General features: G+C 67.8%; 12 protein-coding genes. 6 read left to right on the top strand and 6 right to left on the bottom strand.

What is annotated here, in order from left to right:
* From CEX87_RS09940 to CEX87_RS09920, 5 genes are all read left to right on the top strand, one after another.
* Positions 1 to 1,103, top strand: a 1,103-nt coding sequence (locus CEX87_RS09940; RefSeq protein ID WP_094286967.1) for an MBL fold metallo-hydrolase, incomplete at its 5' end; no start/stop codon positions are given.
* Between the two features lie 81 nt (positions 1,104 to 1,184).
* Positions 1,185 to 2,786, top strand: coding sequence for a serine hydrolase (locus CEX87_RS09935; RefSeq protein ID WP_094286965.1), 1,602 nt, complete (start codon positions 1,185 to 1,187; stop codon positions 2,784 to 2,786).
* Positions 2,787 to 2,800: 14 nt separating this feature from the next.
* Positions 2,801 to 5,185 (top strand): cation-translocating P-type ATPase, encoded by a 2,385-nt coding sequence (locus tag CEX87_RS09930; RefSeq protein WP_416171897.1) that lies wholly within the window; start codon positions 2,801 to 2,803, stop codon positions 5,183 to 5,185.
* Between the two features lie 10 nt (positions 5,186 to 5,195).
* Positions 5,196 to 5,459, top strand: coding sequence for an antitoxin (locus tag CEX87_RS09925; RefSeq protein WP_067396662.1), 264 nt, complete (start codon positions 5,196 to 5,198; stop codon positions 5,457 to 5,459).
* A 3-nt stretch (positions 5,460 to 5,462) separates the two neighbouring features.
* On the top strand, positions 5,463 to 5,912 hold the full coding sequence (locus tag CEX87_RS09920) for a type II toxin-antitoxin system Rv0910 family toxin (RefSeq protein WP_064412203.1): 450 nt from the start codon (positions 5,463 to 5,465) through the stop codon (positions 5,910 to 5,912).
* An 18-nt stretch (positions 5,913 to 5,930) separates the two neighbouring features.
* Here CEX87_RS09920 and CEX87_RS09915 read toward each other — a convergent pair whose 3' ends face one another.
* From CEX87_RS09915 to CEX87_RS09890, 6 genes are all read right to left on the bottom strand, one after another.
* Entirely contained in the window at positions 5,931 to 6,218 is a 288-nt protein-coding gene (locus tag CEX87_RS09915) for a hypothetical protein (protein WP_142301078.1), read from the bottom strand.
* Between the two features lie 84 nt (positions 6,219 to 6,302).
* Positions 6,303 to 7,775 (bottom strand): acyl-CoA synthetase, encoded by a 1,473-nt coding sequence (locus CEX87_RS09910; RefSeq protein ID WP_094286997.1) that lies wholly within the window; start codon positions 7,773 to 7,775, stop codon positions 6,303 to 6,305.
* Positions 7,772 to 8,551, bottom strand: a complete 780-nt coding sequence (locus CEX87_RS09905) for an SDR family NAD(P)-dependent oxidoreductase (protein ID WP_067396666.1) — start codon at positions 8,549 to 8,551, stop codon at positions 7,772 to 7,774. Before CEX87_RS09905 ends, CEX87_RS09910 begins: the two co-directional genes overlap by 4 nt.
* Before the next feature lie 21 nt (positions 8,552 to 8,572).
* On the bottom strand, positions 8,573 to 10,117 hold the full coding sequence (locus tag CEX87_RS09900; RefSeq protein WP_094286962.1) for an AMP-binding protein: 1,545 nt from the start codon (positions 10,115 to 10,117) through the stop codon (positions 8,573 to 8,575).
* An 8-nt stretch (positions 10,118 to 10,125) separates the two neighbouring features.
* A complete protein-coding gene (locus CEX87_RS09895; protein WP_064426429.1) occupies positions 10,126 to 10,863 on the bottom strand; it encodes a GntR family transcriptional regulator in 738 nt (245 codons plus the stop codon).
* Positions 10,860 to 12,467 (bottom strand): SMP-30/gluconolactonase/LRE family protein, encoded by a 1,608-nt coding sequence (locus tag CEX87_RS09890; protein ID WP_094286960.1) that lies wholly within the window; start codon positions 12,465 to 12,467, stop codon positions 10,860 to 10,862. The genes CEX87_RS09895 and CEX87_RS09890 overlap by 4 nt, the downstream gene beginning before the upstream one ends.
* 138 nt (positions 12,468 to 12,605) lie before the next feature.
* Between CEX87_RS09890 and CEX87_RS09885 the strand changes: the two genes are divergently transcribed.
* The gene (locus CEX87_RS09885) at positions 12,606 to 13,451 is read left to right on the top strand and encodes an SDR family NAD(P)-dependent oxidoreductase (RefSeq protein WP_094286958.1); all 846 of its coding nucleotides are present in this window, start codon (positions 12,606 to 12,608) and stop codon (positions 13,449 to 13,451) included.
* The last annotated feature ends 5 nt before the right edge of the window (positions 13,452 to 13,456 follow it).

Raw genomic sequence — 13,456 nt, 5'->3', positions numbered from 1 at the left:
TGCGCCTCGGCTTCGGCACGGCCTCACTGCTGGCCGGCGGATGGCTGGTACGCGCATTGCAGGGCGCACCCGCGGCGCTGGGCGCTTCGCCCACCGAGATCGAACGCGTCGCACGGCACTCCCCGAATTACCGCGACGGTGTGTTCGTCAACCTCGAACCGGCGTCGATGATGAGCATCGACGCCGAACAGCAGCGACTGCTGGTGCGTGAGCTGATCGGATCGCGCGGCGTCGCCAAACCGGACGGCAAGATTCCCGTCGTCACCCCGTCACCGACCGAGCTCGACTCGACGCACGTGTCGGCGTGCTGGTTCGGACATTCCTCGGCGCTCGTCGAGCTCGACGGCTACCGCGTGCTGGCCGACCCCGTGTGGAGCCGCCGGTGCTCACCGTCTCAGACGGTCGGTCCGGAGCGGATGCACGAGGTGCCCGCTCCGCTCGAGGCGCTGGCCGCCGTCGACGCGATCATCGTCAGCCATGACCACTACGACCACCTCGACATGGACACGATCACCGGCCTGGCCCGCACTCAGCGGGCGCCGTTCGTCGTTCCGCTCGGCATCGGGGCGCACCTGCGCAAATGGGGGATACCGGAGAGCCGGATCGTCGAACTCGACTGGAACGAGAGCCACACGATCGGCGAGCTCACCCTGGTGTGCACCCCGGCGCGGCACTTCTCCGGTCGCCAGTTCACCCGCAACACCACGCTGTGGGCATCCTGGGTGATCATCGGCCCCCGGCACCGCGCCTTCTTCGGCGGCGACACCGGATACACCAAGAGCTTCGCCCAGATCGGCATGGACCACGGGCCGTTCGACATGACGCTGCTGCCCGTCGGCGCCTACCACCCGGCGTGGCCGGACATCCACATGAACCCCGAAGAGGCGGTCAAGGCGCACCTGGACGTCGCCGAAGCCGACCGCGGGCTGCTGGTGCCGATCCACTGGGCCACCTTCCGGCTCGCGCCACACCCGTGGGCCGAACCGGTCGAGCGGCTGCTGCGGGCGGCCGACGCGGAGAAGGTGCAGATCGCGGTGCCCAAGCCCGGGCAACGGGTCAGGTTGGACGCGGCGCCGGCGCTCGACCCGTGGTGGCGGTTCTAGCCCCGCCTGCCCGGGCATTTTGCATACCCAGTGGCGATTCGAGCACCACAACAGCGCGCTCGCCGGGTTACCGTTCAGCTCATGAAAGCACTGGCCAGGGTGGCCGTCGTAGGGGTGCTGCTCGTCGCGGGCTGCGGTGCCGATCGCCCCGAACCCGCTCCGCCGTCCCCGCCGGCCGCCCCGGGTGCGCAGCCCGACGTGCCCCCGCCGCTGGTGCCCGCGATGCCCCTTCCGGAGAACGCGGTGGACAACGCGGTGGCCGAACTCGACGGCATGGCCGAGGACCTGATGCGGAAGTCCGGAATCCCCGGTATGGCGGTCGCCGTCGTCCACGGCGGAAAGACCGTGTATGCCAAGGGGTTCGGAGTCAAGGACGCCACCAAGCCCGACGGGGACGAGAACCGGGTCGACCCCGACACGGTGTTCCAGCTCGCGTCGGTGTCGAAGTCTCTGGCGGCGACCGTGGTTGCCCACCAGGTCGGTGTGGGCGCCGTCAGCTGGGACACCCCGATCGTGTCCGAGCTGCCGTGGTTCGCGCTGTCCAACCCGGTGGTCACCTCGATGGTCACCGTCGGCGACATGATGTCGCACCGGTCTGGGCTGCCCGACCACGCCGGCGACATGCTCGAAGACCTCGGGTACGACCGCAGGCAGGTGCTGGAACGGTTGCGCCAGCTTCCGCTGGACCCGTTCCGGATCTCCTACGCCTACACCAACTTCGGGTATACAGCGGGCGCCGAGGCGGTCGCGGTCGGTGCGGGCAAGCCGTGGGAGGTGTTGGCCGACGAGGTGCTGTTCCGTCCGCTCGGCATGGGGCAGACCAGCTACCGGTTCACCGACTATCGGGCCCGACCGAACCGCGCGGTCGGCCACATCCACATGGACGAGCGCTACGAACCGGCGTTCGTCCGTGACGCCGACCCGGAAGCCCCGGCGGGCGGTGCGAGTTCGTCGGTCAATGACATGACCCGATGGCTGGCCATGGTGCTCGCCAACGGCAACCATGAGGGCAGACAGATCGTCGCCCCGAAGGCCCTGCTGCCCGCGCTCACCCCGCAGATCGTGTCGAGCCCGGCCACCGAACCCGCGGCCAGGTCGGGCTTCTACGGCTTCGGCTTCAACGTCAGCTCGACGTCGGCGGCGCGCATGGAGCTGAGCCATTCGGGCGCCTTCGAGCTGGGCGCCGGCACGACCTTCCTGATCCTGCCGTCGGCCGACGTCGCGATCGTCGCGCTCACCAACGCCACCCCTTCGGGTGTCCCCGAATCGCTGGCCGCGCAGTTCGCCGACCTGGTGCAGTTCGGCGAGGTGCGCGAGGACTGGTACGGCCTCTACAGCGGGGCGTTCGCCGAGATGGAGAAGCCGGTCGGGTCCCTGGTCGGCAAGCAGCCGCCGGCCAACCCGGTACCCGCTGCGCCGCTCGCGTCGTACGTCGGCACCTACCGCAACGACTACTGGGGGCCCGCCCGGGTCATCGAACGCAACGGCGAGCTGCGGCTGGCGCTCGGCTCGAAGCTCGATGTGCCGCTCGAGCACTGGGACGGCAACACCTTCACGTTCTCCTTCGTCACCGAGAACGCGCCGCCGGGAACGGTTTCCACCGCGGTGTTCGATGGGGTCGACCGTGACAAGCTCATACTGGAGTACTACGACACGTTCAAGAAGGGCACGTTCGTCAAGTGACCGCCGCACCCGAAATCCAGGCCGCCGGGCTGACCGAAGCCGAGGTCGCCCAACGCATCGCCGACGGCAAGACCAACGACGTCCCGACGCGGGCGGCGCGCAGCGTATCCGACATCGTGCGGTCCAACGTGTTCACCCGCATCAACGCCATCCTCGGCGTGCTGCTGATCATCGTGCTGTCCACCGGCTCGATCATCAACGGCGCCTTCGGATTGCTGATCATCGCCAACAGCGGCATCGGCATCATCCAGGAACTGCGCGCCAAGCGGACGCTGGACAAGCTCGCGATCGTCGGTCAGACGAAACCGTTGGTGCGCAGGCAGACCGGTGGGGGAGCCGCCACCCAGCAGCTCAGTCCCAGCGAGATCGTCCTCGACGACATCATCGAACTCGGGCCCGGCGATCAGATCGTGGTCGACGGTGAGGTGGTCGAGGACAGCAACCTCGAGGTCGACGAGTCACTGCTCACCGGGGAAGCCGACCCGATCGCGAAAGACGTTGGCGACCAGGTCATGTCGGGCAGCTTCGTCGTCGCGGGCAGCGGAGCCTACCGCGCCACCAAGGTCGGCCGGGAAGCGTACGCGGCCAAGCTTGCAGAGGAGGCCAGCAAGTTCACCCTGGTGAACTCCGAACTGCGCAGCGGCATCAACAAGATCCTGCAGTTCATCACGTACCTGTTGATCCCCGCCGGGCTGCTGACCATCTACACCCAGCTGTTCACCACCGAATCCGGTTGGAAGCGGTCAGTGTTGGCGATGGTGGGTGCGCTGGTGCCGATGGTGCCCGAAGGCCTGGTTCTGATGACGTCGATCGCGTTCGCGGTCGGCGTGATCCGGCTGGGCCGCAGGCAGTGTCTGGTCAACGAGCTGCCCGCGATCGAAGGCCTGGCCCGCGTCGACGTCGTCTGCGCCGACAAGACCGGCACACTGACCGAGAACGGTATGCGCGTCTCGGATCTCGAGCGGCTCGACGAGGCTGACGTGGCAAACATTCTGGCGCAGCTGGCCGCCGACGACGCCCGCCCGAACGCGAGCATGCAGGCCATCGCCGAGGCGTACAAGATGCCGCCCGGGTGGACGGCGACGGCCACCGCGCCGTTCAAGTCCGCCACCAAGTGGAGCGGCGCGTCCTACGGCGAGCACGGCAACTGGGTGATCGGCGCCCCCGACGTGCTGTGCGCACCGGGCTCCCCGATCGCCGAACAGGCCGAACGGATCGGCTCCTCCGGGCTGCGGGTGCTGCTGTTGGGGGCCAGCGACCTGCCCGTCGACCACCCCGACGCTCCCGGGACCGTGACCCCCGCCGCTCTGGTCGTCCTCGAACAGCGCGTGCGGCCCGACGCGCGCGACACCCTCGATTACTTTGCCTCCCAGAAGGTCTCGATCAAGGTCATCTCCGGTGACAACGCGGTGTCCGTGGGGGCGGTCGCGGGATCACTGGGCCTGCACGGCGAGTGCATGGATGCCAGGAACCTGCCGGAGGTCACCGACCAGCTGGCCGATGCGCTGGAGTCGCACACCACCTTCGGCCGGGTCCGCCCCGACCAGAAGCGGGCGATGGTGCACGCCCTGCAGTCCCGCGGGCACACGGTCGCCATGACCGGTGACGGGGTCAACGACGTACTCGCGCTCAAGGACGCCGACATCGGTGTCGCGATGGGGTCGGGGAGCTCGGCATCGCGCGCCGTGGCCCAGATCGTGTTGTTGGACAACAAGTTCGCGACGCTGCCGTATGTCGTCGGTGAGGGACGGCGGGTGATCGGCAACATCGAACGCGTCTCGAACCTGTTCTTGACCAAGACCGTGTACTCGGTGCTGCTGGCGACGTTCGTCGGCCTGGCCGGCCTGGCGTCGAAGTTCTTCGGCACCGACCCGCTGCTGTTCCCGTTCCAGCCGATCCACGTCACGATCGCGGCGTGGTTCACGATCGGCATCCCGGCGTTCATCCTGTCGCTGGCGCCGAACAAGGAGCGCGCGTACCCCGGATTCGTGAAACGCGTGATGACGGCGGCCCTGCCGTCGGGGCTGGTCATCGGTGTCGCGACGTTCGTCTCGTATCTGGCCGCGTACCAGGGTCGCGAAGCCACGGCCGTCGAGCAGACCCAGGCCTCGACCGCGGCTTTGATCACCCTGCTGGTCGGGGCGATCTGGGTTCTCGCGGTCGTGGCGCGGCCGTACGAGTGGTGGCGGGTCGCATTGGTCGTCGTCTCCGGCCTGGCCTACGTCCTGATCTTCTCCATACCGCTGGCGCAGGAGCTGTTCATGCTCGACATCTCCAACGCCAAGACGACGTCGATCGCGCTGGGAATCGGCGTGGTCGCCGCCGCCGCGATCGAGGTGATCTGGTGGGTGCAGGGCGCGGTGCTGGGAGAGCGACGTCGGCTGTGGCGTGCCGAGTAGCCTCTAGTGCATGGCATTTCTCGACAAGGTGAAGAATCTGCTGGCCCGCAACGCCGACAAGGTGGACACCGCGATCGACAAGGCCGGTGACATCGTCGACCGCAAGACGCAGGGCAAATACGCTCAGCACGTCGACAAGGTCCAGGACGCGGCGCGCAACTACGTGAACAAGGACAACCCGTCCGCGCAGGGCGCACCGCAGCAACCGCCCCAGGCTCCGCCGCAGCAGCAACCGCCCCAGGCGCCACCGCAGCAGCAGCCACCGCAGCCCTGAGCCATGGCCAAACTCTCCGTATCCGTCGACGTCCCCCTGCCGCCGGAGCAGGCCTGGTCGTGCGCATCCGACCTCGCCCGCTACAAGGAGTGGCTGAGCATCCACCGGGTGTGGCGCACCAAGCTGCCCGAAACGCTCGAGAAGGGCACGACGCTGGAGTCGATCGTCGAAGTCAAGGGCATGCCGAACCGGATCAAGTGGACCATCGTGCACTACCGTCCGCCGGAGGCGATGACGCTCAACGGCGACGGTAAGGGCGGCGTGAAGGTCAAGCTGATCGGCAAGGTGCGACCGGCCCAGAAGGAGCCCACCGGATCGACGGTCACGTTCGACGTGCATCTCGGCGGTCCCGCGCTGTTCGGTCCCATCGGCATGGTGGTCGCCGGAGCCCTCAGAAGCGATATCCAGGAGTCGCTGAACCGGTTCAAGTCGGTGTTCGCGCCGGCCCAGTAGGCGGGTCGGTTCTTCGCGTCAGAGCGAGCCGGCGGCCAGGGCGTACTCGCCGAACGGCCGGGCCGATGCCTCTCGGCCGAGGCGGCGCTTCTCGAGGCTGCTGTCGAGGAAGACGGTGGCTCTGGCGCCGACGAGGTGCAGCACCGCGAGAACTCCGGCCGCCAGCGCGACGGTCGAATGCCCGATGAGGAACGCGGCAAGGCAGGCAGTCGAGGCCAACAACGCCATCGCATGCAGAAGCAGCGCCAGCGTGGCCAGCCCGTCGGAGGCGGGCGACCCGTCGGCGGTCGGCATGTGGTCGGTCATCGTCATCCTTCGGTAGAGCAGCCCGCTTGATACCCCGACGGAATCGGCTCCAAACCACGATCATCTGTGATGACGGACACGGTGCTACCGCGGCACTGATCGCACCCGGTCGCGCAGCTCCCGCTTGAGCACCTTGCCGTAGCTGTTCTTGGGCAGCTCGTCGATGAACTCGTAGCGTTTCGGGCGCTTGAACCGGGCGATGCGGTCGAGCAGGTGAGCATCCAACTCGTCGGCCGACGCCGACCCGACGATGAACGCGACCACCACCTCGCCCCACTCCTCGTCCGGCGCGCCGACCACGCCGGCCTCGACGACCCCCGGATGTTCGAGGAGCACTTCCTCGACCTCGCGGGGATAGATGTTGCTGCCCCCGCTGATCACGACGTCCTTGGACCGGTCGCGCAGCGTGAGCAGGCCGCGGTCGTCGAACGAGCCCATGTCGCCAGTGTGCAACCAGCCGTCCTGCAGCGTCGCGGCGGTGGCCTCGAGGTTCTGCCAGTAGCCCGACATCACGACGTCGCCGCGGCAGACGATCTCGCCGATCTCACCGACATCGGCAGGTGTTCCGTCGGCCCGGCGCACCGCCACGTCCACCCCGGAGCGCGCATAGCCGACCGATCCGAGAACGGCGTCGTCGGCGCCGACGTGATCGGCTCGGCGCAACCCCGTGATGGTCATCGGCGCTTCTCCCTGGCCGTACAGCTGCACGAAGACCGGACCGAACGCGGCCATCGCCTTCTTCAGGCTCTCGACATACATCGGGCCGCCGCCGTAGACGATGGTCCGCAGATTGGGCGGACAATCGCGACCGGTCTGCACCAGGCGTTGCACCATGGTGGGCGCGAGGAACGCGCTGCACCCGGGATGGTGCTCGCACAGGTCGAGGAACTCGTTCGGCTCGAACGCCCCCGACTCGGGGATCACCTGGCGCGCCGCGCGCAGCACGTACGGCGGGATGTAGAGCCCCGAACCGTGCGACATCGGCGCGCCGTGCACCAGGGCGCAGTTCTCGTCGGGAGAGTCGAAGTCGGCCAGGTGTGACACCGTCATCGCCATCAGGTTGCGGTGTGACAGCATCGCGCCCTTGGACTTGCCGGTCGTTCCGCTGGTGTAGAACAGCCAGGCCAAAGCCTCCGGATCGGTGGTCGGAGGTTCCGAAGGCTCTGCGCTGAACCAGGTTTCGTAGCCGTCGGTACCCACGACCGTTACCGGGACCCCCGTCTCCGATTCGAGCGCTGACGCGATCTTCGGCGAGGCGAACACGTGCGCGGCGCCGGAATCCTCGAGGATCTGCACCATCTCGCGCGGGTGCAGCTTGTAGTTGATGGGCACATACACACATTCGGCGGCCCACACCCCGAACATCAGCTCGATGATCTCCGGACAATTCTCGCTGGCGACCGCGATCCGGGTGCCCGGCGCGCCCAGCGAGGCGGCCAACCGCAGGGCTCGGTCCCGCAACTGCGCCCACGTTTGGTGTTGCCGCTCACCGTGATACACCGCGCCACCGTCACCGAAGCGGCTCGCGGCCTGATCGAGCAGGGCGAACAGGTTCACTGCCGGGCCACCCATTCAGCGTTCAGCGCGAAGTCCGACAGGTACTTCGTCGAACTCCAACCCCCGTCGACGACGATCGTCTGCCCGTTGATGAAACTCGCACCCTCCGAACACAGGAACGCCACCGTGCTGGCGATGTCGTTCACCTCGCCCAACCGCGGGTACGGGGTCATCTCGGTGTTGATCTTGCGGAACCGCTCATCTTCGAGTCGCGTCGCCACCATCGGCGTCAGCGTCACCCCGGGAGCCACTGCGTTACACCGGATTCCCTGCGGTCCGTACTGGCATGCGATGTGCTGAGTCAGCGAGGTCAACCCGCCCTTGGCCGCGGAGTACGCGCCACCGCGCAGGCCGCCGACAACGGCGAAGGTCGACGTCACGTTGACGATCCCCGAGCCGGCCTCCATGTGCGTGATCACGTCGCGGGCCAGCCGGAACGGCGCCCGCAGCATCAATCCCAGGAAGTAGTCCAGGGATTCGTCGTCGGTCTCGTGCAACGGCTTGGGGCTGCCGACGCCGGCGTTGTTGACCAGGAAGTCGATGCGACCCCAACGGTCGAGTGCGGTCTGGACGATCCGCTGCGGAGCGTCGTCGGCGGTGAGGTCGACCGCAACCGTCGCGACGCGATCGGGGTCACCGACGGCCTTCGTCAACCCGGCTAGCCTCGTCTCGTCGCGGCCGGTGCCCAGCACCGCCATGCCCGCCTCGGCCAGTTTGGTCGCACAACCGAAGCCGATGCCGCTGCTCGCCCCGGTCACGATCGCTACCTGAACCATTCTTGCTCCTCGCGTCCGCGGTCATATCAGCGCCGCTCGTATGCGATGCTTCAACACTTTTCCGGCGTCGTTCTTGGGCAACGACTCCCACACCGCCACCTGCTCGGGTGCCTTGAACCGCGCGACCCCGTGCTCCTCGAGCATCGTCCGCATGGCCGTGACATCCGGCGGCGGCTGGTCACTGGCCACCACGACGGCGCACGCGCGCTCACCGGTCCGCTCGTCGGGTATGCCGACGACGGCGATCTCCGCGACGCCCGGATGGCCGATGAGAATGTCCTCGATCTCCTTGGGTGAGATGTTCTCGCCGTTGCGGATGATGATGTCCTTGGCGCGGCCGGTGACGACGAGGAAGCCGTCGTCGACCCACCGACCGAGGTCGCCGGTGCGAAAGTAGCCGTCGCCGTCGAATGCGTCGGTCTCGTCTTCGGGATGCAGGTAGCCCACGAGCATCTGCGGCCCGCGAGCGCGGATCTCGCCGTCTATCAATTCGATGTCGGCGATACCCGGCCTGCCGTCGGTGTCGGCGGCGTGCTCGGTGTCGTCGAGTGAGCCGACCGTGGTCACCGGGACCTCGGTCGAACCGTAAACGCGGGACACCGCCGCCTTGGCGAAATAGGCGGTGGCGCTGCGGATCAGTGACGGCGGGACCGACGCGCCACCGCAGATGAACACCTTCAGCTCGGGCAGTCGTGTTCCGGCCCGCTCGGCAGCGACGAGCAACCCGTCGAGGAACGGCGTGGCCCCCGCCATGTGCGTGACCCGCTCGTCGAGCATCAACGTCACCGCCGCATCCGGATCCCAGCGCTGCATCAGCACGGCGGTGCTGCCCAGCAGCAGGGGACACTCGAACGCATAGATCGACCCGCCGATGTGCGCGATCGGGGACGGCACGAGGAACGTGTCGCCGGCCGCCACGCGCCAGTGCTCGCCGATCTGACGGATCAACGCGTGGATCGAATTGTGGGTGTGCAGGACGCCTTTCGGCCGGCCGGTGGTCCCCGAGGTGTAGAGGATCATGCGCACCGTGTCGGCGTTCAGCACCGGCAGGACACCCGTGCCCGCGCCGCTGACGAGCGATTCGAACGGTGTGTGGTCGCCGGCGTCTCCCCGCACGACGACAACTTCGGGTGGGGCGGACATCGCGCCGGTGACCCGGTCCAGCATCGCCACGTAATCGTGTTTGTTGAACGCCGACGGCACGAAGACCGCCCGGACGTCGGCGTCGTGCAGGATGAACGTCAACTCGTGATCGCGCAGCGACGGCAGGATCGGGTTGACCACCATGCCCGCCAGCGTCGCGCCGTGGTAGATGACCGCGGCCTCGTGCCAGTTCGGCAGCATGAACGACACCACACTGCCCGCAGGCATGCGCGACATCAACGCGTGCGCCAGGGCCACGGCGCGGTCATACAGCTCGCGACATGTGAGCCGGATATCGCCGTCCACCAACACTATTCGGTCGGGAGTCGAAGTCGCCGCGTCGCGCAGCGCGTCGGCCAGCGTGTCGTGCACCCACAGGTCACGCCGGTAGGCATCGGCGCTGCGCTTCTCGTCGACACGCACCGCCCGGCCTAACCCTTGATCCGGCGCATCGTCATCGAGTGCCGGTACCGCGACGACGGATGGGTGTTGATGGTCACCTGCGCGATCTCGCCGTCGGACGTGGTGTAGGCGCGGCGCATCTCCAGAGCCGCGCTGCCCGCATCGACCTTGAGCGCCTTGGCGAGGTCCGGCGACACGGTGATGGCCGCCATCTCCTGATGCACCTCGACGATGCTGACCCCGAACAGGTCCTCGATCAGCGGGAAGATCGGTCCCGAATGACGTTGCAACAGGCGTCCGACCGCCGCGAACGCGCGATTGATGTAGTACTCGGTGGTGCAGACGGGTGTGTCGCTGCCCTCGTTCTGCCGGCAGCCGCGGACAGCCAGCCACTGCGTGCCTGCCTCCAGCCCGGTGCGGTCGGCCAGCTCATCGTCGACGGTGACCATCGCGTTCGACTCGATCGTGAGCTGGGCGCCGGCCGCGAACGCCAGCAGGTCGTCGATCGAAACAACATCTTGCGCATACGAATTGGAAGCGGGACGAGGGACCACGAGGGTGCCTGCCCGTGGCCGCGACGCGATCAGGTTGTCCTCCCGCAGCCGGCGAAGTGCCTCACGGACGGTGTAGCGGCTGACCGCGAAGCGTTCGCACAGTTGTTGTTCGGTCGGCAGCTGTGAGCCGACGGGGTAGATCCCGTCGACGATCTCCTTACGCAGGGTGCGCGCCACCTGCAGGTAGCGATGGTCGGTGGGGCTGACGGTCATGTCCGCCGCAGCGCCAGTACGCTGCCCTCGCCGTCGGCCGACACGTACAAGGTGCCGTCACGGCCGACGGTGATACCGGCGAACGGCCCCTGTGGTCCGGAGAACGGCGGCATCCCTTTGAGCGGCTTGGGCTCCACACCTCGCGGCGGCCCCACCGGCAGATCCGAAGCGATCGTGGTGCGCGCGTTGGTGTTCAGGTTCACCGCGATCACCTCCTTGGCGCCCGCGTCGACGATGTAGAGCACGCCGTCGACGACCGCGATGCCTTGCGGGCGCGACAGATCGTCGACCACGGTTTCGGTCGTATCGCCGACCGCGATCACCCGTCCCGCCCCGGACTCCGCGACCAGCGGCCGACCGTCGTCGTCGAATGCGACGCCAACCGGATCCCGCAGATCCGACGCCAGCACCTCGGCGCTGCCCGACGCCAACGCATGCACCCGCCCCGTGCCGAGCTCGGTGAACACGATCCGCTCACCCGGCCCGACGGCGACACCGTAGAGCTGGTCGAAACCGTCTGCCAGATAATCGGTTTCGCCGTCGGCGGGGCGGTACCGAGCGATCTGGCCACCCGAGGTGGCCACCACGAACGCATTGCCTGCAACCGGAGCCAGCCCGCGGAGGAAGCCCGGGTAGCCGGGGGAGAACAGCATGCCGACGGTCTGCAGCGACCCGCCATCGCCCACGGTGTAGAAGTAGGTGCCGTCAGCGACGTAGAGGAGGCCGTCCTCGCCCACCGCCAGATCGAGCGGCCAGTTCAGCCCGCCGCCGAGCAGCGTGCGGGTTTCGCCCACGCCGACGATCTCGGTGATCTCACCGGTGAAGTTCGAGACGAACAGGCGGTCCCCGAGGAAGGTCAGGTTGTCCAATCCCGGGCTGAGCTGCGCCAGAAGGGTTTTCTCGCCGCTTCGCGGATCGATCCGCAGCACGTGGCCGCTGGCCACCTGCGTCGAGACGAGATTGCCCTGCGGGTCGAACTTCACCGCGTCGGGCACACCGAGGTCGCCGACCACCCGTTGCGGCTCACCGCCAGTGGGGTCGATTCGCCAGATCTCATTGGCCGTCATCAACGGGTAGTACAGGAAACCGTCGGGGCCGACCTCCATGGCGTTCGGTGAAGGTAGGCCCTCCAACAGGATCCGCTCGGCGCCCGTGCCGCGGTCGAGTTCCATCAGCCGCCCGCCGTCGCGACACTCGTTGATGAACAAGCGATCCTGATGCACGGTGATGCCGTTGGCGGACGGCAGGTCGTCGCGCAGCACGCGCGTGCGGCCCGCGGCGTCACGCACGCTGACCCGTCCGTCCATCACCTCGGTCGCGAACAAGTTGCCGTCGCTGTCGAAGGCGACGTCGTCGGGGGCGATGATGTCGCCGCCCTTGGCGCTGACCGTCTCGAGGTTTCCCGTGCCCAGATCCAGCGCGCTGATCTGGCTGCCCGTCACCTGGGCGACGTAGACGCGGCCGTCCGGGCCGGTGCGCAGACCGTTGGCACCGAACAGCCGGCTGGGGGCGGTGATCCGCTCGACGCGCCACCCGGCCGCGGCTGTCGGATCTCCGCCCGGATAGCGAGACTGCTGCAGGGACCCCGTCGCCGATTGCGTCATGACCTGGCACGTTAGCAAGGCTGCTTAGTCCAGACAATAGGCCGCGAAAGAAGTTGCTTCGCCCTTGACGGGCCGATTCGCGCTGGGGAATAGTGTTCTGCAACATGGAGAGCAACACTCGTTGTCCGGACAAATAACATGGTCGACCTTTTGAGGCTGGACGGCCGAATCGTGGTGGTGTCGGGTGCGGGCGGCGGCGGAATCGGCACCACCGTGACCCGGATGGCGGCCGAGGCCGGTGCCACGGTGGTGGCCGTCAGCCGATCGAAAGAGAACCTCGACCAACATGTCGGCCCGCTCATCGACCAGGGCCTGGCGGTCGTCGCAGTGTCGGCCGACGCCTCCACCGACGACGGCATCGCCACCGTGATGGAACAGGTCCGGCGAACCGAGGGCGATCTGTACGGATTGGTGAACATCGCGGGCGGCGCCGCGCCGTCGACGTGGATGCCGTCGACCCGGGTGACGCGCGCGGACTGGCGGGAGTTGTTCACCGCGAACCTCGAGACGGCGTTCTTCATGAGCCAGGCGGTATGCGGAGAACTCCGCGCCCGCGGCCTGAAGGGCTCGGTCGTCTCCGTGTCGTCGATCAGCGGGATGAACACCGCACCGTTCCACATCGCCTACGGCACGGCCAAGGCGGCGGTGGTCGCGATGACGCGCACCATGGCCGCCGAGTTGGCCCACGACAACATCCGCGTCAACGCCGTGGCGCCCGGGGTGACCGAGACCGCCGCGTCGCGCACTTACGTCGACGTCGACCCCGACCGGGACCGGCGGGCGATCGCGATGGGCAGGCGGGGCCGGCCCGAAGAGCAGGCGGGGGCGATCCTGTTTCTGCTGTCGGACCTGTCGAGCTATATCACCGGACAGACGCTTCTCGTCGACGGTGGACTCAACCTGAAGTGGACGCACCTCGGTGCCGACAACACGTCGCTGTTCCTCAAAGACGAAACCTTCCGCGCAGAAATCAGTCGGTTCTAAGGAGT

This window comes from Mycobacterium lehmannii, assembly GCF_002245535.1.
Taxonomy (GTDB): Bacteria; Actinomycetota; Actinomycetes; order Mycobacteriales; family Mycobacteriaceae; genus Mycobacterium; species Mycobacterium lehmannii.
The sequence above is the reverse complement of the archived record's forward strand: the minus strand, read 5'-3'. Positions and strand labels throughout refer to the sequence as shown.